The sequence below is a fragment of the Pseudomonas sp. GW821-FHT09A09 genome, assembly GCF_059418405.1.
The window spans coordinates 1-25,573 of the sequence record NZ_JBWKPU010000003.1; the positions used below are offsets into that span (position 1 = coordinate 1).

The following is a 25,573-nucleotide window of genomic DNA, read 5'->3' on the forward strand; positions in this document are numbered from 1 at the left end:
CCCCCCCCCCCCCCCCCCCCCCCCCCCCCCCCCCCCCCCCCCCCCCCCCCCCCCCCCCCCCCCCCCCCCCCCACTACCGTTAATGGGTGCCTTGGAAGATGATGTTTTCGGGGTTGAAATGCTCTACCGAGCTACCCGGTTGTGGCAGGCCGAGGATATGGCCCTTGATCTTGCCAACCACGTGCATTTCGCAGGGCTTGCAGTCGAACTTCAGGGTCAGCACTTCATCACCGTGAATCAACTGCATCGGCGCGACCTTGGTCTTCACCCCGGTCACACCCTTGGCCTGTTTGGGGCACAGGTTGAACGAGAACCGCAGGCAATGCTTGGTGATCATCACCGGCACTTCGCCAGTTTCTTCGTGGGCTTCAAAGGCCGCGTCGATCAGCTTCACCCCATGACGGTGGTAGAAGTCGCGGGCTTTCTGGTTGTAGACGTTGGCCAGGAACGACAAATGCGCTTCCGGGTACACCGGTGGTGGTGTGGTCTCGGCTTTACGTCCGCCACGAGGGTGAGCGGCCACACGGGCAGCTGTCAACGCTTCGATCACTTCGCGACGCAAGGCCTTGAGCTGCGAATTGGGGATGAAGAACGCTTGCGGTGCATCCAGCTGGATGTTCGTGGCGTGGTATTCGGTGGTGCCCAACTGGCCAAGCAGGTCACGCAGGGTGTCCAGCGCCTGTTCCGGTTTGTTGGCGACGCCAAACGGGCCGGGCAGGGTCACGCTGGCGCTGATGCCTTCTTCGCTGGTGGCGGTCACTTCCAGCTGTTCTTCGCGCAGACGAGCAGCCCAGGTCAGGCCGATGCGGCGCTCGGATGAGGTCTTGAGCAGCGCCTGTTGCCAGTTGTGGTCCAGGTTGCGGTTCAACGGGTGGTTCGGGCGCAACTGGTGCAGGCCGGCCGGCATTTCATTCGGCTCGACGCGGTAGCGGTAGCGCTTCTCGCCGTCTTCCTCGAATTCGCCTTTAGGCTCGGCGATGTTGGCGCGGAAACCCACCACTTCGCGCTTGATCAGCACGTTGAGGCCGTCGCCGTTGGACAGTGGCTCATGAGTGACCACTTGCAGATCACGCTTGCCGGCTTTTTCCACCACACCCACCGGCAAACCGGTGAAGGTCGGGGTGTCGAAGGCGCCGATGTCGACCTTACGGTCGGTGACGAAATAGTCGGTGCTGCCACGGTGGAAGGTTTTTTCCGGGTCGGGCAGGAAGAAGTGTGCGGTACGGCCGCTGGACGCGCGGGCCAGGTCCGGGCGGTCTTCGAGCACGTCATCGAGGCGCTGGCGGTAGTAGGCGGTGATGTTCTTCACATAGCCCATGTCCTTGTAGCGGCCTTCGATCTTGAATGAACGCACACCGGCTTCGACCAGGGCGCGAATGTTGGCGCTCTGGTTGTTGTCTTTCATCGACAGCAGGTGTTTTTCAAAGGCCACGACGCGGCCCTGGTCATCTTTCAAGGTGTACGGCAGGCGGCAAGCCTGGGAGCAGTCGCCGCGGTTGGCGCTGCGGCCGTTCTGCGCGTGGGAGATGTTGCACTGCCCGGAGAACGCCACGCACAGCGCGCCGTGGATGAAGAACTCGATGGCGGCATCGGTCTCGTCGGCGATGGCGCGGATTTCCTGCAGGTTCAGCTCTCGGGCCAAGACCAACTGGGAGAAACCGGCCTGGTCGAGGAACTTGGCGCGACCCAGGGTGCGGATGTCGGTCTGGGTGCTGGCATGCAGCTCGATGGGCGGAATATCCAGCTCCATCACGCCCATGTCCTGCACGATCAAGGCGTCAACGCCGGCGTCGTAGAGCTGATGGATCAGCTTGCGCGCCGGTTCCAGTTCGTTGTCATGCAAGATGGTGTTGATGGTGGTGAACACGCGCGCGTGGTAACGGCGGGCGAACTCGACCAGCCCGGCGATATCGCTGACGTCGTTACAGGCGTTATGGCGGGCACCGAAGCTTGGGCCGCCAATATAGATGGCGTCGGCGCCATGCAAGATAGCCTCCCGCGCGATGGCGACATCGCGGGCAGGGCTGAGCAATTCAAGGTGATGCTTGGGCAAGGACATAGTTTTTTTAGTCAGGCTTGTCACGGTTGAGGCGCGCATTGTAGCCGTGAAATGCCTGGGCAGCATCTACCGCAGGGCTGTCGGGCTTTGGCGAGGTGGGTCAGGGGATATCTGTATTGGCCGTGCGGCCGCCATCGCAGGCAAGCCAGCTCCCACAGTCGAGCGCATTTCAACGGGTGAACGCGGTCCCCTGTGGGAGTTGTCGAGCTTCAGCGAGGCTGCGAAGGCGGTGGTTCAGGCTACATCTTTATTGGCTGTGCCGCCGCCATCGCTGGCAAGCCAGCTCCTACAGTGGGTGTCAGGCCTTGGCCGCCATCGCGGTGACTTCCACGCGCATGCCTTGTACCGCCAAGGCGGCCACGCCCACGGCGGCGCGAACCGGCCATGGTTTGGCGAAAAAGCGCTTGTAGACTTCGTTGAACGCGGCGCGATCGGCCATGTCGGTGAGGTAGATGGTCAGGTGCATCACCCGGTCCATGGAGCTGCCGGCTTTTTCCAGGGCGACTTTCAGGGCTTGCAGGGTGCATTCGCTTTGCAGGGTGATATCGCCCAGCTCCAGGCTGCCATCGGCGCGGGTTGGCACCTGGGTGGAGACCAGGATGCCGTTGAAACCGATCACATCGGAAGAAATGGAGTCGGCGTCAGGATCGGGCGTAAAGGACAGGTCGTGGTTGGCCATGGGGTTCTCTTGGCAGGAAAAAGGGCCGTCAGTCTAACCTCTTGGCTCAGCGCAGGTCACTGCGCAGCTCGCGCACGCCGCGGCCCAGGCGTTGGCGCAACAGGGTGCGCAAGGTGGAACCGTCGGCATAACCGACCTCACTGGCAATCGCCTCGATGTCCATATCGCCACCGTGCAACAGCGATTGCGCACGTTCCACACGCAGGTCCTGGAAGTACGACAGCGGTGACTTGCCCAGCACGTCTTCGCAGCGCCGCTGCAGCGTACGGCGGCTGGTGGCCAGGGCCGAGGCGGCTTCCTGCAGCGAGAAACCTTGCTTGAGCCGCTCCCGCGACCAGCGCTCGAAGCGCAGGATCAACGGGTCGGCCTGGGCCAGGTGGTTGGGAATGATGTACGGCGCCTGCAAGGTGCGAATATCCGCCAGCAGGTAGCGCGACACCACATTCGACAATTCCGGGCTGGCCTGGCGAATCAGCCACAGCGCCAGGTCCAGGTGGCCCATGGCGGCGCCTGCAGTCACGCCCACATCGGTCTGTACCAGCATGCGTGACTCATCAAGTTTCACATGTGGGTAGCGCTGGCGAAACAGCGGGGCCAGCCACCAGGTGGTGGTGGCCGGGCGATGGTCCAGCAGGCCGGTTTCGGCGAAGAAAAATGTGCCCACACACGACGCGGCGATTTGCGCGCCTTGGGCATGCCATTTCAATAACTGCGTCTTGGCGTCACGCACATCCGCCCGCGCCAGTGCGGGCACCAACAGCTCAGGGCTGGCGGTGGCCGGCGCAGGCAGGACGACCAAGTCGGGTTTGTGCTGGTCATTGATCGGTTGGGTCGGAATAAGCAGGCCATGGCGGGTGTGTACCTTCTTGCGTACCCCGACCAGGGACACCTCGAACACCGGTCCGGTGGGCGAAAGCGTGTTGGCTAACGAGAAGGCATCAAGAAACACCGAGAGCCCGGTGTCGAACAAACCTTCCAGGGCAAGGATGGATAAGCGCATGGCGTAAATGGTCTCAAAGTTGGCATTTAGGACGATACTGCATCGCGCCCACGACTGCCATATTGGCGGCTCCAAACCTCACCGGAGCAACACTATGAAAGTCATGGCCATCGTCTCGATCCCCCAGCCACTCAGCCCTGAGCAGCAAGCGCGGATCATGCCCAAGGAAGTCCCCGCCACCCTGCAGTTGTACCTGGACGGCAAGATCGAGCAATTCTGGTTTCGGCACGACGTGCTGGGTGTGATCTTCCTGCTGGAAGTGCAGAGCATCGAAGAAGCCAAAGCCCTGGTAGAAGGTCTGCCCCTGGGCGATGAGGGCCTGAGCCAGTGCGAGTTCATCCCCGTCGGCCCGCTGGCGCCGCTCGGCTTGCTGTTGCAAGGCCACTGACCGGCAGGCGCCGTCGGTAGTCGACGGCGCCTGTTAGTTCATGCCCAGCGGCGGAACAGCACGCTGGCATTCACCCCGCCAAACCCGAAGCCATTGGACAGCGCATACTCGATCGGCAATGGCCGGGCTTCACCGCGCACCATGTCCAACCCGTCGGCCAGCGCGTCCGGATTTTCCAGGTTCAGCGTCACCGGGGCCACCTGGTCACGCAAGGCCAGCACGGTAAAGATCGCCTCGATCCCGCCCGCAGCGCCCAACAAGTGGCCGGTGGCGGATTTGGTCGAGCTGATCGCCGGGCTGCCTTGGGCACCGAATACCGTCTTGATCGCGGCCAGTTCGCCCTTGTCACCCACGGGCGTCGAGGTGGCGTGGGCGTTCAGGTACTGCACTTGCGCAGGTTCGATGCCGGCCTGGCGCAGCGCCTGGGTCATCGCCCGGCGTGCACCGTCCCCATCTTCCGGGCCGGCGGTCATGTGATACGCATCGGCACTGGTGCCGTAACCCACCAGCTCGGCAATCGGCTGGGCGCCACGGGCCAGGGCGTGTTCCAGTTCTTCGATCACCAGGATGCCGGCGCCTTCGCCCATGACGAAGCCGTCGCGAGCCTGGTCAAACGGGCGGGAGGCGCGCTCGGGGCTGTCGTTGAAGTCGTTGGACAGCGCCCGCGCCGCCGCGAAACCCGCCAGGCTGACCCGGTGGATCGCCGCTTCGGCACCGCCACACACGGCCACATCCACCTCGCCGGCACGAATCATCCGCGCGGCGTCACCAATGGCTTGCACGCCCGCCGCACAGGCGGTCACAGGCGCGCCCAATGGGCCTTTCAAACCATAATTGATCGACACATGCCCGGCCGCCATGTTGCTCAGAAACGACGGAATGGTGAACGGCGACAGGCGACGTGGGCCTTTGCTGTCAGTGGTGCGCACAGCATCGGCAATGGCCGGGAAGCCGCCCACGCCCGAAGCAATGATGGTGGCGGTGCGTTCCTGCTCCTCGACCGTCTTCGGTGCCCAGCCGGCTTGCTTCAACGCCTCATCCGCCGCCGCCAGGGCGAACAGGATGAAGCGGTCCATCTTGCGTTGCTCCTTGGCGGCCAACAGCCGATCCGGGTCAAAACCGGCTTGGGGGTCTTGCTCCACGCTCTGCACCTGGCCGCCGATGCTGACGGCCAGGTCGCCGATCAGTTCTTCCGGCAGGCGACGAATGCCCGATTGCCCGTTCAGCAAGCGTTGCCAGGTGGATTCAACACTGGCACCCAACGGCGTCAGTGCGCCCATGCCTGTCACCACGATACGTTTACTCATGATCAATCGACTCCGGTTGCGTTGAGGGTAAAGACCCTATGGACGTCACTATCATCATGAAAGTAACATGGCGTCACACAAGTTTGTACTCGCACACAGGAACGCCGATGCAACGCAAATCCCTTGTCAGTGAAGAATGCCCGATTGCCCGCAGCCTTGAACGGGTAGGGGAGTGGTGGAGCATGTTGATCATGCGCGATGCGTTGCATGGCTTGCGGCGTTTTGATGAGTTCTCGCGCAGCCTGGGCATCGCGCCGAACATGTTGACCCGTCGTCTCAATGGTTTGGTGGAGGCGGGCATGCTGGAGCGTCGGGCCTACAGCGAGCGGCCACCGCGTTACGAATACGTGCCCACCGCCAGGGGTGAGGACTTCGGAATGGTGCTGATGTCGCTGGTGGCGTGGGGCAATCGGCATTTTGCCGAGGAGGGCAGGAGTGTCGAGGTGGTGCAGCGTGACACGGGCCTGCCGGTGCAGCCGATGATGGCCACCGCCGAAGGTGCGCTGGTGCCGTTTGAGCAGTGCGTGGTGCAGGCCGGTCCAGCCGCCAGCGCAGGTATGCGCCAACGGCTGAGCCCGGCGTGATTACAGCAGGGTGAACGGGTAGTCGACGATCAGGCGCAGCTCATTGAGCTTGCCGTCACGCTGATCGGCGTTGGATGAAACCATCGCATCGCGCACGCGCAGCGACAGGTTTTTCGCGGGGCCGCTTTGCAGCACGTACTTGGCTTCCACATCGGTCTCGTGATGGTTGCCGTCGGCACCGTAGTCGCCCACATAGGCGCTGTTGGCCGGGGTGTGGGTGCCGTTGATGTCGGTACCGTTGACGTAGCGGGTCATGAAGCTCAGGCCCGGCACGCCGTAGCTCGCCATGTTCAGGTCATAGCGAATGCCCCAGGACTGTTCGCCCGGGCCGTTGAAGTCACCCCATTGGATCGAGTTGGCCAAGAACACCGAGTCGCCGCCTTCGCCGGCGCCGTTGTTGCCGGTACCGATGTAGTCGAAAGGCGTGTCGCCGTGCACTTTCTGGAACGACAGCGTCAGGGTATGGGCCTGCAGGAACGAATAGGCCGCCGCCAACGAATACGTGGTGTTGTTGATCGCACCGGCCTTGGCGCTGCCGGTGTCGAGGGTGCGGTACAGGTTGCCGTCCAGTGCCAGCGACTGGTCATGACCCAACGGCAACACATAGTTGAGGTTGGTGTAGTACTGGCGCCAGATGTCTTCCAGCTCACCGGCGTACACCGTCGCACTCAAGGACGGCGTGAAGGTGTATTTGCCGCCGACGAAACTCGCACTCTTGGCCGCAACGTTGGCGTAGGTGGCGTAGATGTCGTGCTCATGGTCACTGGTCATGCCGCTGTTGGTGCTGGTGAAGTGACCCGCTTCCAGGTCCAGGCCGGCGATTTCACTGCTGGTCAGGTCAAAACCGGTGGCGGTCTGCGGCAGGATCCGCGTGCCCCCGGTGGCGAAGACCGGCGCGGTGGGCTGCATGTCACCGTACTTGAGCTGGGTCTTGGAAATCTTGATCTTCACTGCTGCGCCCACGGAGCCGTAGCCGTCCTTGGGGTCGCCATTGCGGTCGGTGGGCAATTCGCCGGTGCCGGCATCGGCGTGGGTGGCGTCGAGTTTCATGGCGCCATAGGCATAGGCATCCACGCCAAACCCGATGGTGCCCTGGGTGAAGCCCGAGGCGTAGTTGAGCATCGCGCCCTGGGTCCAGTCGCGGTTGTCGGCCTTGCCGCTTTGTCGGTCGCGGTCGAAGTAGTAGTTGCGCAACAGCCCGGTGATGCTGCTGCCGTCGATAAACCCCTTGGAATCGGCCTGGTCACTGACGGACTCGGCGAAGGCCGCTTGGCTGATACTGGCGCACACGGCCAGTGTTAACAGGCTCCACTGTTTGATCATGTTGTTTACTTCCCCGGAATAATTAACGCGCGCACAGAAACACCGCACTTTATTTGGTTAATGCATAGGTTTTATGGGCAGGGTTTGAAGTGAGGCGTTGCCGTTTTTATTGTGTTCGGCGTGAGTGCCGAAGCTGATTCTAAGCACAGACTGCGCGGCCTGCAGCCCTGTGTATGATTAAACTCGATTAATTAAACTTCACTATGTTTAACCGAGCGCAGGTGTAGCGTTGAACAGGTCTTAGCCGCTCTGCTTCGACAAAAACCTTTGGTTTGCCGCCGCAGGCTCTGCGGCGGATTTTTTATGCTTAGTTAAACTAATCTATATAAATATTCATCTATAACCGTCACCCGGTGATGGCAGTATGATTGCGCCGATAATGCTGTCTGTGTAACAAGACTGTTGCACTTACCCCTCAATAATCCCTTCTCCCACGCCGTACTAGGAGATAGGTGATGCAGGTCAATCCGGTCGATAGCAAACCCGCCGCAGGCGATAACGCGAACTGGAACAAAGCAGTGTCCAGGGCGGTAGACAATCAGCCGGGCGACAACCGTCTCGGTCCCGATACAAAGCGTCCCCAGGGTGACTTTCGCAGTGCCCAGCAGATCATCGACGACAACCCGCTGCTCAAGAACCTCGGCAACCAGAGCGGCGTGAAAGACAAGCTGCGCGAGCGCGTGGGGGACTTCGAACATGACCCGGACGCCGCCTACCGCGCCAGCCGCGTGCTGGAACACATCGAGAAACTCGACGAAAACGGCAAGCCCACCATCAAGCGGGCAGAACTCAATGACGCCGGCAATGGCAGGATCGACGGCTTCACCAAAGGCGGCGATGCGCGCCACGGCACCGAGGCCGGGCGCCTGCAGGACTTCGGCAAATACGGCTGGGACACCCTCAAGGGTGAGCTACCGGTCAGCAAACCCAAGACGCCACCCAAGGGCGACGCGCCCTCCAACCACTTGCCCTTGCCGGGTGAAGGACGGCCGGTGGGCGACACCCGCAGCGCCCAGCAGATCATCGACGACAACCCGCTGCTCAAGAACCTCGGCAACCAGAGTGGCGTAAAAGACAAATTGCGCGAACGTGTCGGTGACTTCGAACACGACCCGGACGCTGCGTGGCGCGCCGCGCAAGTGCTCAACTACGTCGAAAACTACGACGAGACCGGCAAGCACATCGACGGCGGCGATGTGGGCAACGGCAAGATCGACGGCTTCACCAAGGACGGCGAAGCCCGCCACGGTACCGAGGCCGGGCGCCTGCAGGACTTTGGCAAGTACGGCTACGACAACCTCAAGGGCCTGGACGGCAACAGCGCCGACGACCAGATCAAGGACCTCAACGCCAAGGCCACCGAAGACGCCGTGAAGGCTGCCGGGGGTGATGCTTCCAAAGTCGGCGCCGATTACTTCACCACGGGCAACACCAGCGCCAGCGGTGCGGATAAAACGGCAGCGATCATCGAGCTGTCCACCGGCCTGGCCAACTACAAGGCCGGCGCCGACGCCTTTGCGCATCAGGGTCCGGATGGCGCCAATGAATGGTCCGGCGAAGGCAAGTCGCCGGGCCAGCAGCGCGAAGACTTCATCAACGATGTACAAAGCCGTATCGACAAGCTCAGCAAGGACCCCGACGTCCAGCAGTTCCTCAACACCCAGGGCACCGAGCAGTTGCAGAAAATGGTCGCCGCCGACCCGGCATTGAAAGCCGAAATGGAGCGCCGCCTGGAAGCGTCATCCAGCACCGACGCTCTGGAAAATGCGTTTGCCCCCAAAGGCGTGAGCACCACCGACGCGCTGTCGAGCTTTATCAAATACCCCGATTTCTACGCCCAGGCATTGGGCAAGCAGCCGGACTACAAGAAAGCCTTCGAGAATGCCCCGCAGGCGATCAAGGACAGGGTCAAGGCTGACTACGCCAACATCACCTCCGGCAAAGAGATGAACGACCTGATCGCCAGTGGCGTGCCGGCAGACAAGGCGGTGATCCAGTCCGGAGTGAACAAGGCGATCTTCGACGCCGTGCTCGATGACAAGACCGTGCAGGCGGGCACGTCGAGCTTCAATGACGCGGCTGCCAAAATGGGCCGCGAGGACTTGCTCAAGGGCCAGTCCATCGATGATTTCTACCGTGGCCTGGGCGTGACCGGCGCCAATGACCCGCGCCTCGAACAAGTCATCAACGACAACATCGCCGCCTTCACCCCGCCCGGCGAAGCGCCACCTAAAACCGCCGATATCATCAGCGGCATTCGCGCGGTGGAAGACGCCATGCGCGGCGGCGCCAAGTTCGACGACGCCATCAAGAAGGTCCAGAGCACCTGGGGCGGAAAACTGCCGGCCGGGGTCAGCGCGACCTACAAGGCCGGCGTGATGCACGGGGTTTCCGGGGTGTTGCTGGCCGGCGCCATCGGCACCCGGATCGCCAGCGGCAAAGGCGGCAGTACCGCGCAGACTGTGGGCCAGTCGTTCCAGGCGGCGGGCTTGTTCATGGAGGGCGGCGCCAAGTTCGTCCAGGACCAGTTTGATCGCACCAAACAGGGCACCTACAAGTTTGATGCGCCCAAATTCGTGAAAGACGTGGAGAACGTCGGCAAGAGCCTGGGCGGTGTCGCGGGCAACGTGCTGGGGTTGGTCACTGGGGCGATTTCGGCGAAGAACTCGGCGCAAAGCGGTGACAAGGTGGCGGCGGGTTTTCAGGGTACGTTCGCTGGCCTCAATGGCTTGTCGGCAGTCGCGGGCGCGGTGGAGGTCGCCACCTATGTGGTGCCGCGCATCACCACCGTGGCCGCCGGCGTGGCAGAAGCGGCAGGCGCCATCGGCGGCGCAGCCGGTGCACTGGCGGGCGCAGTCGGCGGGATTGCGGCGGTGGGTGGGCTGATCTACGCGATCATTGCCGACATCAAGGCTGACAATGCACGCAAGAAACAACAGGAGGATTGGTACAAGGGGCTGTCGGACCAGTTCAAGGGGTTCGGCGTGACGCCGCCGCCACTGGACGTGATCATCGCACCGAAAAATGGCTATGTGGACGTGGGTAATCCCAACGCCAATTATTGACCGTGGATGACCTGTGCCGGTCACCCGGCACAGGTGCATGGGCTTCGTTACGCGCCAGCGACCCCCGTGCCCACCATGTCCCCAGGCACGATGATCCGGTCATAGTCCTGCTCGCTGACCTTGCCGGATTTCAACGCCGCCGCCTTCAGGGTCGAACCTGTGGCCTGGGCGTCTTCGGCAATGTGCGCGGCATTCTGATAGCCGATCACCGGTGACAACGCCGTCACCAGCATCAGGTTGTTGTCCAGGTAACCCTGAATTTTCTCGCGGTCCAGCTCGGTGCCCTCCACCGAATAGGTGCGGAACTTCGCGCAGCCGTCGGCCAGGATCGTCGCCGAATGCAGGAAGTTGTTGATGATGATCGGGCGCATCGCGTTCAGCTCGAAATTGCCCTGGCTGCCGGCAAAGGCGATGGCAGTGTCATCGCCGATCACCTGGATCGAGATCATCACCATGGCTTCGCACTGGGTCGGGTTGACCTTGCCGGGCATGATCGAGGAACCCGGTTCATTGGCCGGCAGTTGCAATTCACCCAGGCCGCAACGTGGGCCAGAGGCAAGCCAGCGCATGTCATTGGCGATTTTCATCAATGCCACCGCCGCACCGCGCAAGGCGGCACTGGCGCGGACCATGGCGTCGAGCGAGCCCTGCGCCATGAACTTGTTGGGCGCCGTCACAAAGGGTTTGCCGGTGAGTTCGGCGATCTTGGCCGCGATGGCTGCCGAGAAACCGCTGGGTGCGTTCAGCCCGGTGCCCACGGCGGTGCCGCCCAGTGCCAGTTCGTAGAGCCCCTCACGGCTGCGCTCGATCTCGGCGCTGCAGCAGCGGATCTGCGCGGCCCAGCCACTCCATTCCTGGCCGACCGACAGGGGCGTGGCGTCCTGCAAGTGCGTACGGCCCACCTTGATCACGTCCATCCAGCCCTGGGCTTTTCGTTCAATCGTCTCGGCGAGACGGTTGAGTTCCGGCACCAGGCGCTCATCGATCACGGTCACGGCGGCAATGTGCATGGCGGTGGGAAAGCTGTCGTTGGACGACTGGCCCATGTTCACGTCGTCGTTGGGGCCAACTGGGTGCTGGGTGCCAAGGGTGCCGCCGAGCAATTGGATCGCGCGGTTGGACAGCACTTCATTGACGTTCATGTTCGACTGGGTGCCAGAGCCGGTCTGCCACACATACAGCGGGAAATGCTCATCGAGCGCGCCGGCAATGGCTTCATCGGCGGCTTGTACGATGGCGTTGCTCTTCCATTGCGGCAGGCGCCCGGCGTCCGCATTGACCAGGGCGCAGGCTTTTTTCACCACGCCGTAGGCGTGATACACCGCCTTGGGCATGCGGTCATCGCCGATGGAAAAATGCTGCAGGGAACGCTGGGTCTGCGCCCCCCAGTATTTGTCGGCAGGCACCGGCACCGTGCCCATGCTGTCGAATTCGCTGCGGTGTCCGATGGCGTCAAGGCCGATGGCGATGTCGCGCAATGTGGTGTCTGTCATGGCTTACCCCTTGGATAAAGGTCCGGAAATTGGGCGTTCAGGTCGAACCGCCAGGGCCAGCAGCAGGCCCACGGCAATGGCAGCGCTGACGATCACGGTGGTGATCGCCAGTGAAGTGGTGTCGGCGATCAACACCAGCGGTGAATCGGCCCCCAGGGACATCCATTGCAAACCGCCGATCCCGGCGCGGAACCCATAGGAACCCGGCACCAGCGCGACGATGCCAGGGAAGGCGAACACCACGGGTGGCACCCGCAAACGTGCCCCGGCGAGCAGTGCCACCAGGCCTGCGGCAAACGCCCCGACCAGCGAGGCGCAGGCCAGGTCCAGCCCATGCTGTTGCAACAGCGTGCGCAGGCCATGGCTGGCGATGCCGCACAGCACGCACACCCACAGCACACGCCAGGGCACATTGAAGAACAGTGCGTAGCCAGCCGCAGCGGTGGCCGCAAACAGCATGTCTTGGCCCAGCGGCAGCGATCCCGGGCCGCTGTCCACCGGCAGGCTGTCACCCAGCAGGGCGGCGGCGATAAACAAGGCGAAGCCGATCACCAGTACCGTCATCGCTCCCATGGCGATGCGCGCCAGGCCATTGCCGGGATGACCGCTGACCAGGTCACGCACGCCATTGATCAACGGCACGCCGGGCACCAGGATCATGCCGGCCGCCGTCAGGCACAGCACCGGTGATGCACCCGAGAAGGCACGCAACACCAGGATGCTGCACAGGCCGCTGAGCAGCGCGGTGATGAACACCACCGCCACGCCATTCACCGCATGACGCCCCAAGGCGCGACGCAGCAGCGCGCTCAGCACGCCGGCCACAAACGCGGCGGCCACCACCGACCATTCCCCACCAAACAGGCGGGCCAGCGAGGCGGCGGTGAGGCCAATGCCCAAAGCCATGGTCATGGCGCCGTGGTCTTGAGGGGCATACTCCACGGCGTCCAGTTGCGCATCTATCGCCTGGGCTTTCAGTGTGCCCAGGCAGATGCTGTCGACCAGCTGTTGCAACGCCATGAGCGTGCCCATGTCCACGCTCATGCCGACCAACGCATGCCCGACCTTGGTCTGGAACTGCGCCTCGGTCCCCACCGTGATCAGCAGCGCATCCGCCGTGACCAGCACCTGCACCGTATGGCCCAAGGCACGGCCCACGTCCGTGAGCATGCGCTGGGTATGTGCGGTGTCGGCGCCGTGGGTCAGCAGGATCCGCCCGAGACGCGCCGTGAGGTGCGCCGCACGCGCCAGTGACACCTCAGACATTCTGCAGGCCCAGCACCTGCGCGGTGTCGGCGCGGGAGGCACGGAGGGCGTCGCCGTCGGTCTTGAGGTCGATGCCGTAGGTAGGAATGATTTCTTTCAGGCGCGGCAGCCAGGCTTGCGCCGTGAGTTTGTCGGCAAAGCATTTTTGCAGCACTTGCAGGGCAATGTGCGCGGCGGTAGAGGCCCCGGGGGAGGCGCCGAGCAAGGCCACGATGGATTTGTCCTCAGCGGCGATCAGCTCGGTGCCGAACACCAGTTGGCCGCCGCCGTGCCCAGTCGGCTTGATGATCTGCACGCGTTGGCCAGCCACGGCTTCCTTCCAGTCGGCCTGGCGGGCGTGGGGGAAAAACTCCTGGAGCGAGGCGAAGCGTTCATCGGCGGTCTGGGTCACCTGGCTGATCAGGTACTTTTCCAGGTCCCAACTGTGCACGGCCACGTCCAGCATCGGCCCGAGGTTGGCCGGGCGGATCGACTTGAACAGGTCCAGGTAGGAGCCGGACTTGAGGAATTTGCTGGAGAACCCGGCATAGGGCCCGAACAGCATTGAGCGCTTGCCGCCAATAATGCGCGTGTCCAGGTGCGGCACCGACATCGGTGGCGACCCGTGGGGCGCCTTGCCATAGACTTTGGCTTGGTGGCAGGCGGCAACTTCCGGCACATCGCAGCGCAGCCAGATACCGCTTACGGGGAAGCCGGCATAGCCATGGCCCTCGGGAATGCCGGCGTTCTGCAACAGCTCGATCGAAGCGCCACCGGCGCCGATAAACACGAACTTGGCCTGGGTGATCTCGGTGTTGCCGGTGCTCAGGTCCTTGACCTTGACCCGCCAGTGGCCGTCATCGCCGCGGCTCAGGTCAACGACCTGGTGCTGGTAATGCACGCTGAAGCCAGGTTGCTCCGCCAGTTGCCCAACCAGCAGGTGGGTGAGGGCGCCATAGTCGACGTCCGAGCCTGTGGCCATGCGGGTGGCGGCCACGACAATCTTGGGGTCACGTCCCTCCATCACCAGCGGCGCCCAGCCCGCAATTACGCTCGGGTCTTCGCTGTACTCCATGCCGTGGTAGCAGTGATGGGCCGACATCGTTGCGTAGCGTTTGCGCAAGAAGTCGCGGTTCTCTTCGCCGGTGACAAAACTCATGTGCGGGCAGGCATGGATAAACACGGCGGGGTCGGCAATCGCGCCCTTGCGCACCAGGTACGTCCAGAGTTGGCGGGAAACATCGAACTCGACGTTCACTTCCAGGGCATTGCTGATGTCCACGCTGCCATCGGGTTTGAGCGGGGTGTAGTTCAGCTCGCAATTGGCCGCGTGGCCGGTGCCGGCGTTGTTCCAGCCATCGGAGCTTTCCTGGGCGCAATCGTGCAGCGCTTCGTACATCGCCACGTCAAGGCCAGGTTCCAGCTCCTTGAGCATTGAACCGACCGTTGCACTCATGATGCCGGCGCCGATCAGGACCACGTCGACGGTTCTAGACACTGTTGCGTTGGGCATGGGCGTTCACCTTCAGTAGGGATTGAACAGCGTTGAAAACGTTGTTAGTTCAAAAGCACAGGCACGAAAGAGTTCCGCTACTGCGAGCGGTTAGTGTGTAGGGCAGGGCAGGCGTCTTTGCGTGGTAAAGACTTTTTGGTGATGTCGATGCGAATAAATAGGCAGCCTAAGTTGAGGCTGAATAAATAGTCGTGATCCGTGATGGTCGGGCTGGAGCGCCCGTTTTCCGTGAATTCAAGTGAAACTATGTAACGCTTTCGACGACAATAAAGGGCGGTTGAAAGCCTCGTCAAGTGACTATTGATTGATGGTCAAACTATTTTTCCCAGTGTTCAGTCGATGTTCAGTTGTCAGCGTCTTGAAAGTGCAGGGTATCTAGACATCTTATAGCTTCAGGCAACTATGGAAGTTAAACGAAGTTTCATAAAGATGAACCTGTCTGCCAGGTAAGACGGTCGACCTCTTGGCTTATTCCAGGCGCCCACGAATTTATTCAGCGGTGGGTTTTCCGTCCGCAGGCGGCAGCCGCCCCAGGGCTTCCATGTCCTTGGCCGGTGGCAGGCCGAACATGCGCCCGTATTCGCGGGTGAATTGCGAGACGCTTTCATAGCCCACGGCAAAGGCCGCGCTGCTGGCGGACACGCCCACCGACAACATCAACCGGCGCGCTTCGATCAGGCGCAATTGCTTCTGAAACTGCAGGGGCGACAGCGATGTTGCCGCGCGAAAGTGGATGAAGAATGACGACGGGCTCATGCCTGCCGCTTGCGCGAGACGGCTGATTGGCAGCGGGCGGGTGAATTCCCGGCGCAGCAGCGCCACGGCGCGCGCTACACGCTGGGCGCGGCCTTCACGCCAGCCCAGGCGTCGGATCGCTGCGCCGTGGCGACCGGTCAGCAACCAGTAGTGCAACTCGCGCACCAGTGGTGCCTGGAGCAAGCGCACCGAGGCAGGGCGCTCAATCAGGCGCATCAGGCGCAGGGCCACGTCGGCGACTTCGGCGTCGGTGTGATCGGTCAGCACCGGTGTTGCAGGCGTCATGCCCGTCGCGCGCAGCTCGGCGGTACTGATTTCGGCCGTCAGGTCAGCGATGACCCGCGAATCCAGGTCTAGAATCAGCGAGAGGTAAGGCTGCTGTTCGCAGGCTGAAGTGATCTGGCTGATGGTCGGCGCGTCGGCGGTGATCAGCAGCGAATCGCCCGCGTTCAGGGTGAACGACTGCTTGCCCACGGCCACGCGCTTGCTGCCTTGCATCACCAGGCAGACCAGGGGCTGGGCAACCTCGTGTATCAAGCCACCGGGCAGGTGGGCGCTGACGATAGACATCCCGGGAATGGGCGTATGGGCGATTCCAGCGGCGTCGGCATGGGTCTGGGCGTAGCGGGACACGGCATTGAGCAAGGCGTCATTCATAGGGCGTACTGCGTAAAAGCGGATTTCAGGCGTGTGAACGCGATTCGCACGAGGAGTATCAGGCAAAAAACATCGATTTTTCGGCAAGCGATCCCGCAGGTGTTTGCCGTAGTGTCCTGTCCAGGCACTGGCCGACGAAGCGGCGGGCCCACGGCTTTCTTCACTGTGTTTAAGGCTTTAACCTGTGCTTGGACGAATGCTAGGCCTGCGCCGCCGTCGTGGCGTTGCCGAAACCTCGACCTTGTTTGCCCATTCCTTCCAGTCGTCTCATGCGAACGGATGAACCCCCCATGACCTACACACTGCTCGACGCTGTGCGCCATTACGTCGAGGCCAACGCCAACGCGACCGGCGTGGCCCAGACCCCGGTTCCCGGCCTGACGACCATCCGTTCGACCACGCCCAGCGGCCTGATCCATTCCATGCCCAACCCCTTGATATGCCTGATCCTGCAGGGCACCAAGGAGGTGACCATGGGCACACAGACCTATACGTTCCAGGCCGGCGATTCCTTGCTGATCACCGCCGACGTACCCACCGTCAGCCAGATCACCAAGGCCAGTGTGGAGGAGCCTTATCTGTCCATCGTGCTTGACCTGGACCCGGCCGTGATCGCCGAATTGTCGTTGCAGATGAAACCGCAACAGGTCGCTGTGGGTATGCCGGTCAAAGCCGCCGAGCGCACTGATGCTGAAGTGGTGGATGCGGCGTTGCGCTTGATGCGCACCCTGGACTTCCCCGATTGCGCCCCCGTGCTGTATGCGCAGCGCGTGCGCGAACTGCATTACTGGCTGTTGGCCGGACGCCACGGTGCGGCGATTCGCCGGCTCGGCTGGACAGAGGGCCAGGCCCACCGCGTGGCGCGTGCGGTCGCTGTGCTTCGCGCCGACTTCAAGCAACCATTGCCGGTTGATCAACTGGCGGCCACGGCGGGGATGAGCCCGTCTTCGTTCCACCGGCATTTTCGGGCGGTCACCTCGTTGTCGCCCCTGCAGTTCCAGAAGAACCTGCGGTTGATCGAAGCGCGCCGGATGATGATGGCCGAAGGTTCTTCGGCCAGCAGCGCCGCGTTCAATGTCGGCTACGAAAGCGTGTCGCAGTTCAACCGTGAATACGCGCGAATGTTCGGCTTGCCGCCGATCAAGGACGTCGAAGCCGTCAAGGGCTGGGCCATGGCGTCCGCCTGATCCACCTGCGGCTGCGGGCGATTGAAAACACCTCCTGATGGAGGTGTTTTGCGTTCTGGGCTCACGCCGCAGATGTGTAGCAATAGGCAAACAACGTCGAGTTTTGAACTGCTCGTGCAAAACAGCGGACGGGATACTGGGGGTGTCGACACTCAAGCAGTGCGGCACCTCCACTCACCCAGAAAGGTTACCCCTGATGAGCACCGTGCTGATTGTTCTTTCCGCAGCAGACCACTGGACCCGCGCCGATGGCAGCCATTATCCCACTGGCTACTGGGCCGAAGAGTTCGTGGTGATTCACGAGATGTTTGCCCAGGCCGGCCATACCGTGGCGCTCGCCACGCCCGGCGGCGTAACACCCACCGCCGACCCGAAAAGCCTTGATCCGGCATTTGCCGGGTCGCAGGTCCAGCACTTTGTCGACTACCTCACCAGTATTGCCCAGGACTTGCAGCACCCGCTGAAACTCGCGGAGGTGAACACCGCCGCTTACGCCGCCGTGGTGGTGCCAGGTGGGCACGGCCCGGTCGAGGACCTGTACAAGGACGCCGACATGGCCCGCGTGCTGTTCGACGCCGACAAGGCCGGCACCTTGATTGGTTCGGTGTGTCACGGCCAGGCGGCGTTGCTCAGTGCGGTCAAGCCCGATGGCAGTTGGCTGTTTGCCGGGCGCAAGCTGACCGCGTTCAGTGATGAAGAAGAAGTCGACTTCGGCACCGCTGAAAACGCCCCTTGGCTGCTGGCGACCACCTTGCGCGAACGGGGCGCGAACTACGTGCGCGGCGCGGAAAACTGGGCGCCGTTTGTGGTGAGCGACGGCCATTTGATCAGCGGCCAGAACCCGGCGTCCAGTGCGCCCATGGCCGCTGCGGTCCTGCAGGCACTGGCCGGGCGGGTGTAATCATGGCCAATACCTTTCAGCTGTTGATCGACGGCGTCGAACGCGACGGTTCAGACGGTGTGAGCGAGGCGGTGGTCAACCCGGCCACCGGTGAGGTGATCGGTCGCGTCGCCCACGCCTCGCCGGCAGACCTCGACGAAATCCTCGACGTGGCCGTCAGGGGCTTGCTGGAATGGCAGGCGGTGATGCCGTGGGAGCGCGGCCGCATCATGAAGCGGGCCGCCGCACTGCTGCGGGCCGACGTCGAGAGCGCGGCCCAGGCAATTACCCTGGAGCAAGGTAAGCCGTTGGCCGAGGCGAAAGATGAAGTCGAGCGTTCGGCGGACTTCCTCGAATGGGGCGGTGAAGAGGCACGGCGGATCAGTGACCGTGTGCTGAGTGGGCGTGACAGCGCGCAGCGCTTCGAAGTGCAAACCCACCCGATCGGGGTGATCGCAGCCTTTACCCCGTGGAACTTTCCCATGGCACAAGCCGCGAAAAAGTTTGCCGGCGCCTTGGGGGCAGGGTGCTCGATCATCTGCAAACCGTCGCAGGAAACGCCCGCGTCGGTGTTGATCATGGCCAGGGCGCTGCTCGCAGCGGGCGTACCGAAGGCGGCGATTGCCGTGGTGTTTGGCAACCCCAATCAGGTGTCCGATCACCTGATCACTTCACCGATTGTGGCGAAAGTGACGTTCACCGGTTCCATCCCCATCGGCAAGTTGCTCGCCACCGCAGCGGGTAGGGCGATGAAACCGGTGACCATGGAGCTGGGCGGCCATGCCCCGGTGATTGTCTGCGGGGATGTCGACCCGGAGGCCACCGCCGACTTCCTGGCCAGGGCCAAGTTCAAGAACGCCGGGCAGATCTGCCTGTCGCCCACCCGCTTTTTTGTCGAGGCCAACCTGCACGACCGATTTGCCGCACGCATGGCGGAACACGCCACCCAGTGGCGCGTGGGCGATGGCCTGGATGCGCAAACGCAGATGGGCCCGCTGGTGAGTGAACGTCGCTTGCAGGCGGTCGCCGAGCTGGTGGATGACGCCCGCGCACGCGGCGCCACGGTGCTTGCCGGTGGCGAACGGTTGGGCACTCAAGGCTTTTTCTACGCGCCCACCGTGCTGACGCAGGTGCCGCAGGGCGCGAAGATCCTGCATGAGGAACCCTTCGGACCGCTGGCACCGATCCAGTCCTTTACGGACGAAGAGGACATGCTCGCCCGCGCCAATGGCCTGGAGTTCGGCCTGTCTGCCTACATTTTCTGCAAGGACCTGGCGCGCCAACGGCGCCTGGCCGATGGGTTGCAGTTTGGCGCCATCGGCTTGAACGATGTCGTCACCCATCACCCGGAAGTGCCCCTGGGCGGCTGGAAAGAGAGCGGCATCGGCACCGAAGGCGGCCGCGAGATCCTGGCACCGTACCAGACCACCAAGTTGCTGAGCATCCGTTGATGCACGCCGTGAAACTGGGAGGATTGGGCAAACAACCCCCAGTTTCCGGCAACGCCATCCGGCAGGCCACTTCCTATGATGGCCTCACACCTACTGAGGAGTTTTGCTATGACCACTATCTCTATTGTCACCGGCGCCAGCCGCGGTCTCGGCCGTAACACTGCCCTGAGCATTGCGCGCCAGGGCGGCGATGTCATCGTCACCTATCAGCGCCGTGCAGACGATGCGCTGGCGGTGGTCGCCGAGATCCAGGCCCTGGGCCGCAAAGCCGTGGCGCTGCCCTTGGACACTGGCAATGTCAGCGGTTTTGCTGCGTTCGCCAGCGAGTTGGCTGACGTACTGCGCCATCACTGGCAGCGCGACAGTTTCGATCACCTGGTGAACAACGCCGGCCACGGCGACTACGCGCTGATCGAACACACCCGCGAGGCGCAGTTCGACGGCTTGGTCAACGTGCACTTCAAGGGTGTTTACTTCCTCACCCAGGCGCTGCTGCCGTTGATCGCCGACGGCGGGCGTATCGTCAACCTGTCTACCGGGCTCACCCGCGTGTCGTTCCCCGGCTACGCGGCCTATGCGGCAGTGAAGGCGGCGGTGGAAGTGCTGTCGGTGTACATGGCCAAGGAATTTGGCGGGCGCGGGATTGCGGTGAATACCGTGGCACCGGGTGCCATCGAGACGGATTTTGGCGGCGGCGCGGTGCGCGACAACCCTGAAGTGAACAAGATTTTCGCCGACATGACCGCCCTCGGCCGTGCCGGTGTACCCGACGACATCGGCCCGATGATTGCCAGCCTGTTGTCCGAGAAAAACCGCTGGGTCAATGCCCAGCGTATCGAAGTGTCAGGCGGCCAAGGCATCTGACCCACGCACGTTCCTATTCCTGATGAGGCTTTACCCATGTCTGATATTGCATTTCTAGGCATCGGCGCGATGGGTTCGCGCATGGCGCTGAACCTGCTCAACGCCGGCCACCAGGTGACCGTGTGGAACCGTGAGCCTGAGGCCGCCGCGGAGCTGGTGGCCAAGGGCGCCAAGCAAGGCAGCAGCCCGAAGGACGCGGTGAAAGGTGCTGAGTTTGTGTTCTCGATGGTGCGCGACGACGGCGCATCGCGCCAAGTCTGGCTCGACCCGGTAAAAGGCGCCCTGGCCGGAATGACCAAGGGTTCGGTGGCGATTGAAAGCTCGACGCTGTCGCCCAACTGGGTGCGTGAGCTGGGTCACGAGGCGGCTCACTATGGCGTGTCGTTGCTTGAGGCGCCGGTCTCGGGCTCGCGGCCACAGGCCGAGTCAGCGCAGCTGGTCTACTTGTTAGGTGGCGACGCCGAAACCTTTGAACGTACCCGGCCGCTGTTGAATGTGCTGGGTTCGTCCCTGCACCTGGTCGGCCCGCTCGGCGCTGGTGCACTGACCAAGCTGGGCACCAATGCCTTGCTCGGTGTGCAGGTGGCCGTGTTGGCGGAGTTGATGGGCATCCTCCAGCGGGCCGGCGCCGATGCGCAGCGCGTGTTTGAAGTGATCGGCGGCACCCCGGTGTCGAGCGCGGCGGCGCGGCAGATGGTCGGGTTGATGCTGGCGGGTGACAACGCACCCAGGTTCCCAGTGGAACTGATGGAGAAAGACTTCGGCTACGCCATCGACGCGGCGGGTTCTGTAGACGACGCACCGACCATTGCGGCGGCGCGCAGTGTGTTCCAGCACGGCATCATCGAAGGGCTGGGCCAGTCGAACATTACGAGCGTGGCCCAGTTGTTTACCCGGTAAAGCAAGACGCCCCCGGCAGATGAACGCGTTGCCGGGGGCGGGTTGTTACTCTTTCACATCCATGAATTCTTCGGCCCATGCCACGTAGCTCTCAGGCAGCGTATAGGTGTGGGTCAGTTCGGTAGCGCTGAGGTTCGACGTGCTGGACGTGATGTTGCGCTGGGCACGCAGGCTGTCGTAGGTGGCCTTGATCGAGGCAAAGTAGGCGCCATGGCCGGCCACCACGATCCGCACACCCAGCTTGGCCAGGCGCTCGCTGTCGTTGAGCTTGGGATTGGCGTAGGTCACCAGCATCAACGGCACCGTGAGGTTCTGTGCAATCTGCTCCAGGTGATCGAAGTCTTTGACGCCGACCATGCAGATCCCGTCGGCGCCGGCTTTTTCGTAGGCCTTGGTGCGTTCGATGACGTCTTCGGTCGGCAGCACGCCGGCATTGGTACGCGCGATGATGGACAGCGCCGGGTCGACGCGGGCTTCCAGCGCGGCCTTGACTTTGCCGATGCCTTCATCGATGGAGATCAGGTCGGTGGACTTGCGCCCGAATTGCGCGGGCAGCAGGGTGTCTTCGATGGTCAGCGCGGCGACGCCGGCACGTTCAAGCTCTTCGACGGTGCGCATCACGTTCAGCGCGTTACCGTAGCCGTGGTCAGCGTCGGCAATGAACGGCAGCTGGGCCACACGGCCGATCCGCGTGGCTTGCTCGACGAACTCACTCAGGGTGATCAGCGCAAAATCGGGTGCCGCCAGTACCTGCAACGATGCTACCGAACCGCCGAGGATACCGACTTCAAAGCCCAGGTCGGCCGCGATGCGCGCGGACATGGGGTCAAAAACGGAGGCGGTTTCTACGCAGATCGGCTTTGCAAGCAGTTCACGGAAATTACGGCGCAGTGCTGAGTGAGAGATTTTCGGCATGTTGTTTCCTGGCTCTGGTCATCGTCTTGTGACGATCAATGTCTATTCGTGGTGGCGCGAGATTACCATGCAGGTGAACAAGGGATTATGACGTTTGAGCATGAGGCATGTGCCAAACACATGGATCCAGGGTTCACAGTTAGTCGATGGACAAGACGAAACGCCGTCAAATCGCGGCGCGCAGCATCCTTGGCGAGCGCCTGGAGCGGTTTTTGAAGCGCACGGCAAGGCGTAGCCATTCACCTCACAGCGGGTATTCCGGCACGGGTTCTTCTGCCTCGTGATGGTGCGTCGCACCAATGAACATATACATCGCCGGCACCATGAACAGCGTCAGCAGGGTACCGATCGACAACCCGCTGAAGATCACCAGGCCCATGTCGTGCCGCCCCGCAGCGCCGGCGCCGGAGGCCCACACCAGCGGCACCACGCCCAGCACCATCGCCGCCGTGGTCATCAAGATCGGCCGCAGCCGTACCGCCGCAGCCTCTTCGATGGCCTCGCGCTTGCTGCGTCCGGCGCGTTGCAATTCGTTGGCGAACTGCACGATCAAAATGCCGTGCTTGGTGATCAAGCCCAACAACGTCACCAGGCCCACTTGGGTGTACACGTTGATCGAGGCGTAGCCCATGGTGATAAAGGCCAGCGCGCCAAACAGGGCAGGGGGCACCGAAAACAGGATAACCACCGGGTCGCGGAAGCTTTCGAACTGGAACGCCAGGGCCAGGTAGACGATCAGGATTGAGAACAGCAACAGCCCGACAAACCCACCCGATTCCTGGATGAACTGGCGGGATTCGCCGGAAAAGTCAGAGGTGTAGCCCGAGGGTGCGACGTTTTTCAGGATGGTGTTGAGCTTCGCCAACAGTTCGCCCTGGGCCACGCCACTCACGCCCGAAAGCGTTGCCGAATTGAGCTGCTGGAAGTGGTTGATCGACTCCGGCTGCGTGGAGGTTTCGATATGCGCCACGGTGCGCGCCGGGATCATGCTGCCCGACGGCGTGCGGATGTAGTAATCGAGGATCTGCTCCGGGTTTAGGCGGTCGACTTGCAACACCTGGGGAATCACTTTGTACGAGCGCCCGGCAGTGGAGAAATAGTTCACGTAGTTGCCACCCAAGGCGGCGGATAACGCGGCACCGACGTCGGCCTGGGTCATGCCCAGGGCGGCGATTTTTTCACGGTCGACCACCAGGCGCGCCTGGGGTTTGTCCAGTTTCAGGTCCATGTCGGAGAAGTAGAACAGCTGTTGCTTCTGCGCTTCGGCCACCACGGCTTGGGCCACTTCGTTGAGGTTCTCTATCGAGTCGGTGGTGGTGATCACGAATTGCACAGGCAAACCTTGGGCGCCTGGCAGCGACGGTAGCGGGAACGCGGCAATGGTTGCGCCCGGCACCTGGTTCCATTTTTGCTGCAGTTCGAGGATCAGTTGAGCCTGGGACCGGGTGCGGTCGTCCCAGGTCTTGAGCAGCACGCCGCCCAGGCCCTGGTTGAGAATCGGCAACCCGGTCAGTTGGAACATCTGCGCGTATTCAGCCTCCTTGTTGGCGATCTGGAATGCCTGGTCGGCAATGCGCTCCATCTGCTGCGGCGAGGCGGTGGGCGGGCCTTTGATCTGCATGAACACCAGGCCCTGGTCTTCGGTAGGCGACAGTTCGCTCTTGGCGGTCATGCCACTGGCGGCCACCAGCAGGAACAGCACAAACCCAAAGGTCACCAGCACCGGCCAGATATCCAGGCCGCCCGACAGGATGCGGTGATAACGCTTGCGCAGCCAGTCGAAATACCCGTCGAGGCGGCGGGCGAAGCGGCCTTCTTCCTGCCCGGGCTTGAACAGCTTGGACGTCATCATCGGCGACAACGTCAACGCAACCACGGCCGAGACGGTCACCGCGCCGGCCAGCGAAAAGCAGAACTCCTTGAACAGCGCACCCGTCAGGCCACTGCGCAAGCCGATGGGTACATAGGCGGCGACCAGCACCACCGTCATCGCCAGGATCGGCCCACCCAGTTCTCGCGCCGCCGTCAGCGCCGCTTCCAGCACGCTCTTGCCTTCTTCCTTGATATGCCGGTCGACGTTCTCCACCACGATGATCGCGTCATCCACCACCAGCCCGATGGCCAGCACCAGGGCGAGCAGGGTCAACAGGTTGATGGAATACCCCAGCAGGTACATGACAAAAAAGGTGCCGACCAGCGACAGCGGAATCGCCACCAACGGCACGATCACCGCGCGGAACGAGCCGAGGAACAGGTAGATGACCACCGAGACGATGATCATGGCTTCGACCAGGGTTTTCACCACTTCATAGATAGAGGTGTTGATGAAGGCCGTGGAGTCATACACGATCTCGCCGCGCACGCCGCTGGGCAGTTGGGATTGCAGCTCCGGGAAGGCCTCGCGCACGCTTTGCGCCACGTTGAGAATGTTGGCACTCGGCGCCGCCTTGATGCCGATGAACACCGAGCGCTTGCCGGAAAACGCCACGCTGCTGTCGTAGCTTTCGGCGCCGAGGGTGACGGTAGCGACGTCTTCCAGGTACACCAGGGCGTCGCCTTTCTGCTTGATCACCAGGCGCTTGAACTCATCCACCGTGTGCAAATCGGTGCCGGCGGTGAGGTCAACCGTGACGGTTTGCCCCCGGGTGGAGCCGACGGCCGACAGGTAGTTGTTGTTGGCCAGGGCGGTGGAGACGTCTTGTGCCGACACGTTGTGCGCGGCCAGCTTGTTCGGGTCGAGCCAAGCGCGCAGGGCGAACTGGCGCCCACCGAGGATTTCCGCGGTTTGCACGCCCTGCAACGAATCCAGCTTGGGCTTGACCACCCGCACCAGGTAGTCGGTGATGTTGTTAGTGGGCAAGGTGTCGCTGTAGAAGCCCAGGTACATGGCGTCGGTGGTTTGCCCGACGGCGACGGTGAGCACCGGTTCCTGGGACTGCGCTGGCAACTGGTTCTTGACCGAGTTGACCTGGGTGTTGATCTCGGTGAGCGCCTTGCTGGCCTCGTAGTTCAACCGCAGGGTGGCGGTGATGGTCGAGACCCCGGTGATACTGGTGGACGACAAGTAATCGATACCCTGGGCTTGGGCGATGGCCGATTCCAGCGGCTGGGTGATGAAACCGGCGACCGTGGACGCATCCGCACCGTAATACGCGGTGGTGATGGTGACCACGGTGTTTTCAGTGCGCGGCCACTGGTTCACCGGCAGCTCGAAGATCGAGCGCAGCCCCAGGATCAGGATGAACAGCGAGACGACAATCGCCCAGACCGGTCGATGTATAAAGGTATCGGTAAGCTTCATGGGACA

At 62.6% G+C, this 25,573-nt stretch carries 19 protein-coding genes; 8 read left to right on the top strand and 11 right to left on the bottom strand.

What is annotated here, in order from left to right; translation table 11 throughout:
- Positions 1–79: 79 nt before the first annotated feature.
- The 3 genes from AC07OV_RS02935 to AC07OV_RS02945 all read right to left on the bottom strand — a co-directional run bounded on the left by AC07OV_RS02935 (position 80) and on the right by AC07OV_RS02945 (position 3,738).
- Positions 80–2,059, bottom strand: coding sequence for a peptidase U32 family protein (locus tag AC07OV_RS02935; protein ID WP_176996150.1), 1,980 nt, complete (start codon positions 2,057–2,059; stop codon positions 80–82).
- Positions 2,060–2,357: 298 nt separating this feature from the next.
- Positions 2,358–2,738 carry a RidA family protein gene (locus tag AC07OV_RS02940; protein ID WP_178921187.1) on the bottom strand — a complete coding sequence of 127 codons (381 nt, stop codon included), beginning with the start codon at positions 2,736–2,738 and terminating at the stop codon, positions 2,358–2,360.
- A 46-nt stretch (positions 2,739–2,784) separates the two neighbouring features.
- On the bottom strand, positions 2,785–3,738 hold the full coding sequence (locus AC07OV_RS02945; protein ID WP_495091495.1) for a GlxA family transcriptional regulator: 954 nt from the start codon (positions 3,736–3,738) through the stop codon (positions 2,785–2,787).
- A 94-nt stretch (positions 3,739–3,832) separates the two neighbouring features.
- Between AC07OV_RS02945 and AC07OV_RS02950 the strand changes: the two genes are divergently transcribed.
- On the top strand, positions 3,833–4,126 hold the full coding sequence (locus tag AC07OV_RS02950; protein WP_495091496.1) for a hypothetical protein: 294 nt from the start codon (positions 3,833–3,835) through the stop codon (positions 4,124–4,126).
- A gap of 38 nt (positions 4,127–4,164) precedes the next feature.
- Here AC07OV_RS02950 and fabF read toward each other — a convergent pair whose 3' ends face one another.
- Positions 4,165–5,433 (bottom strand): beta-ketoacyl-ACP synthase II, encoded by a 1,269-nt coding sequence (gene fabF / locus AC07OV_RS02955; protein WP_495091497.1) that lies wholly within the window; start codon positions 5,431–5,433, stop codon positions 4,165–4,167.
- Between the two features lie 107 nt (positions 5,434–5,540).
- On the opposite strand from fabF, the gene AC07OV_RS02960 reads away from it, so the two are divergent.
- A complete protein-coding gene (locus tag AC07OV_RS02960) occupies positions 5,541–6,017 on the top strand; it encodes a winged helix-turn-helix transcriptional regulator (RefSeq protein ID WP_176996147.1) in 477 nt (158 codons plus the stop codon).
- Here the strand turns inward: AC07OV_RS02960 and AC07OV_RS02965 are convergent, their stop codons facing one another.
- Positions 6,018–7,340, bottom strand: coding sequence for an OprD family porin (locus AC07OV_RS02965; RefSeq protein ID WP_495091498.1), 1,323 nt, complete (start codon positions 7,338–7,340; stop codon positions 6,018–6,020).
- A 455-nt stretch (positions 7,341–7,795) separates the two neighbouring features.
- Here AC07OV_RS02965 and AC07OV_RS02970 point away from each other — a divergent pair, with 455 nt between their 5' ends.
- Positions 7,796–10,405, top strand: coding sequence for a type III effector HrpK domain-containing protein (locus AC07OV_RS02970; RefSeq protein ID WP_495091499.1), 2,610 nt, complete (start codon positions 7,796–7,798; stop codon positions 10,403–10,405).
- Positions 10,406–10,452: 47 nt separating this feature from the next.
- Here AC07OV_RS02970 and fumC read toward each other — a convergent pair whose 3' ends face one another.
- The 4 genes from fumC to AC07OV_RS02990 form a co-directional block, all read right to left on the bottom strand.
- On the bottom strand, positions 10,453–11,898 hold the full coding sequence (gene fumC / locus AC07OV_RS02975) for a class II fumarate hydratase (RefSeq protein ID WP_495091500.1): 1,446 nt from the start codon (positions 11,896–11,898) through the stop codon (positions 10,453–10,455).
- A gap of 3 nt (positions 11,899–11,901) precedes the next feature.
- A complete protein-coding gene (locus tag AC07OV_RS02980) occupies positions 11,902–13,164 on the bottom strand; it encodes a threonine/serine exporter family protein (protein WP_495091501.1) in 1,263 nt (420 codons plus the stop codon).
- Positions 13,157–14,656, bottom strand: a complete 1,500-nt coding sequence (gene mqo / locus AC07OV_RS02985; protein WP_495091502.1) for a malate dehydrogenase (quinone) — start codon at positions 14,654–14,656, stop codon at positions 13,157–13,159. Before mqo ends, AC07OV_RS02980 begins: the two co-directional genes overlap by 8 nt.
- Before the next feature lie 489 nt (positions 14,657–15,145).
- Positions 15,146–16,069, bottom strand: a complete 924-nt coding sequence (locus AC07OV_RS02990; protein WP_495091503.1) for an AraC family transcriptional regulator — start codon at positions 16,067–16,069, stop codon at positions 15,146–15,148.
- Between the two features lie 290 nt (positions 16,070–16,359).
- Here AC07OV_RS02990 and AC07OV_RS02995 point away from each other — a divergent pair, with 290 nt between their 5' ends.
- The 5 genes from AC07OV_RS02995 to AC07OV_RS03015 all read left to right on the top strand — a co-directional run bounded on the left by AC07OV_RS02995 (position 16,360) and on the right by AC07OV_RS03015 (position 21,351).
- Positions 16,360–17,256 (top strand): AraC family transcriptional regulator, encoded by an 897-nt coding sequence (locus tag AC07OV_RS02995; protein WP_494995760.1) that lies wholly within the window; start codon positions 16,360–16,362, stop codon positions 17,254–17,256.
- A 196-nt stretch (positions 17,257–17,452) separates the two neighbouring features.
- Positions 17,453–18,157 (top strand): type 1 glutamine amidotransferase domain-containing protein, encoded by a 705-nt coding sequence (locus AC07OV_RS03000; RefSeq protein ID WP_495091504.1) that lies wholly within the window; start codon positions 17,453–17,455, stop codon positions 18,155–18,157.
- Positions 18,158–18,159: 2 nt separating this feature from the next.
- The gene (locus AC07OV_RS03005) at positions 18,160–19,587 is read left to right on the top strand and encodes an NAD-dependent succinate-semialdehyde dehydrogenase (protein WP_495091505.1); all 1,428 of its coding nucleotides are present in this window, start codon (positions 18,160–18,162) and stop codon (positions 19,585–19,587) included.
- Between the two features lie 108 nt (positions 19,588–19,695).
- Positions 19,696–20,451: an SDR family NAD(P)-dependent oxidoreductase gene (locus AC07OV_RS03010; protein ID WP_495091506.1), complete on the top strand. Its 756-nt coding sequence runs from the start codon at positions 19,696–19,698 to the stop codon at positions 20,449–20,451.
- Positions 20,452–20,487: 36 nt separating this feature from the next.
- Entirely contained in the window at positions 20,488–21,351 is an 864-nt protein-coding gene (locus tag AC07OV_RS03015) for an NAD(P)-dependent oxidoreductase (RefSeq protein ID WP_494995764.1), read from the top strand.
- Positions 21,352–21,396: 45 nt separating this feature from the next.
- On the opposite strand, the gene AC07OV_RS03020 is transcribed toward AC07OV_RS03015, so the two are convergent.
- Together AC07OV_RS03020 and AC07OV_RS03025 are read right to left on the bottom strand one after the other, a co-directional pair.
- Positions 21,397–22,266 (bottom strand): isocitrate lyase/PEP mutase family protein, encoded by an 870-nt coding sequence (locus tag AC07OV_RS03020; RefSeq protein ID WP_176996135.1) that lies wholly within the window; start codon positions 22,264–22,266, stop codon positions 21,397–21,399.
- 244 nt (positions 22,267–22,510) lie between these two features.
- Entirely contained in the window at positions 22,511–25,567 is a 3,057-nt protein-coding gene (locus AC07OV_RS03025) for an efflux RND transporter permease subunit (protein ID WP_495091507.1), read from the bottom strand.
- Between the last annotated feature and the right edge of the window lie 6 nt (positions 25,568–25,573).

What these genes read in the sequence shown, in the direction of transcription:
- AC07OV_RS02935 (WP_176996150.1), bottom strand. Translation starts at nt 2,059, where the DNA reads ATGTCCTTGCCCAAGCATCACCTTGAATTGCTCAGCCCTGCCCGCGAT.
- AC07OV_RS02940 (WP_178921187.1), bottom strand. Translation starts at nt 2,738, where the DNA reads ATGGCCAACCACGACCTGTCCTTTACGCCCGATCCTGACGCCGACTCC.
- AC07OV_RS02945 (WP_495091495.1), bottom strand. Translation starts at nt 3,738, where the DNA reads ATGCGCTTATCCATCCTTGCCCTGGAAGGTTTGTTCGACACCGGGCTC.
- AC07OV_RS02950 (WP_495091496.1), top strand. Translation starts at nt 3,833, where the DNA reads ATGAAAGTCATGGCCATCGTCTCGATCCCCCAGCCACTCAGCCCTGAG.
- fabF (WP_495091497.1), bottom strand. Translation starts at nt 5,433, where the DNA reads ATGAGTAAACGTATCGTGGTGACAGGCATGGGCGCACTGACGCCGTTG.
- AC07OV_RS02960 (WP_176996147.1), top strand. Translation starts at nt 5,541, where the DNA reads ATGCAACGCAAATCCCTTGTCAGTGAAGAATGCCCGATTGCCCGCAGC.
- AC07OV_RS02965 (WP_495091498.1), bottom strand. Translation starts at nt 7,340, where the DNA reads ATGATCAAACAGTGGAGCCTGTTAACACTGGCCGTGTGCGCCAGTATC.
- AC07OV_RS02970 (WP_495091499.1), top strand. Translation starts at nt 7,796, where the DNA reads ATGCAGGTCAATCCGGTCGATAGCAAACCCGCCGCAGGCGATAACGCG.
- fumC (WP_495091500.1), bottom strand. Translation starts at nt 11,898, where the DNA reads ATGACAGACACCACATTGCGCGACATCGCCATCGGCCTTGACGCCATC.
- AC07OV_RS02980 (WP_495091501.1), bottom strand. Translation starts at nt 13,164, where the DNA reads ATGTCTGAGGTGTCACTGGCGCGTGCGGCGCACCTCACGGCGCGTCTC.
- mqo (WP_495091502.1), bottom strand. Translation starts at nt 14,656, where the DNA reads ATGCCCAACGCAACAGTGTCTAGAACCGTCGACGTGGTCCTGATCGGC.
- AC07OV_RS02990 (WP_495091503.1), bottom strand. Translation starts at nt 16,069, where the DNA reads ATGAATGACGCCTTGCTCAATGCCGTGTCCCGCTACGCCCAGACCCAT.
- AC07OV_RS02995 (WP_494995760.1), top strand. Translation starts at nt 16,360, where the DNA reads ATGACCTACACACTGCTCGACGCTGTGCGCCATTACGTCGAGGCCAAC.
- AC07OV_RS03000 (WP_495091504.1), top strand. Translation starts at nt 17,453, where the DNA reads ATGAGCACCGTGCTGATTGTTCTTTCCGCAGCAGACCACTGGACCCGC.
- AC07OV_RS03005 (WP_495091505.1), top strand. Translation starts at nt 18,160, where the DNA reads ATGGCCAATACCTTTCAGCTGTTGATCGACGGCGTCGAACGCGACGGT.
- AC07OV_RS03010 (WP_495091506.1), top strand. Translation starts at nt 19,696, where the DNA reads ATGACCACTATCTCTATTGTCACCGGCGCCAGCCGCGGTCTCGGCCGT.
- AC07OV_RS03015 (WP_494995764.1), top strand. Translation starts at nt 20,488, where the DNA reads ATGTCTGATATTGCATTTCTAGGCATCGGCGCGATGGGTTCGCGCATG.
- AC07OV_RS03020 (WP_176996135.1), bottom strand. Translation starts at nt 22,266, where the DNA reads ATGCCGAAAATCTCTCACTCAGCACTGCGCCGTAATTTCCGTGAACTG.
- AC07OV_RS03025 (WP_495091507.1), bottom strand. Translation starts at nt 25,567, where the DNA reads ATGAAGCTTACCGATACCTTTATACATCGACCGGTCTGGGCGATTGTC.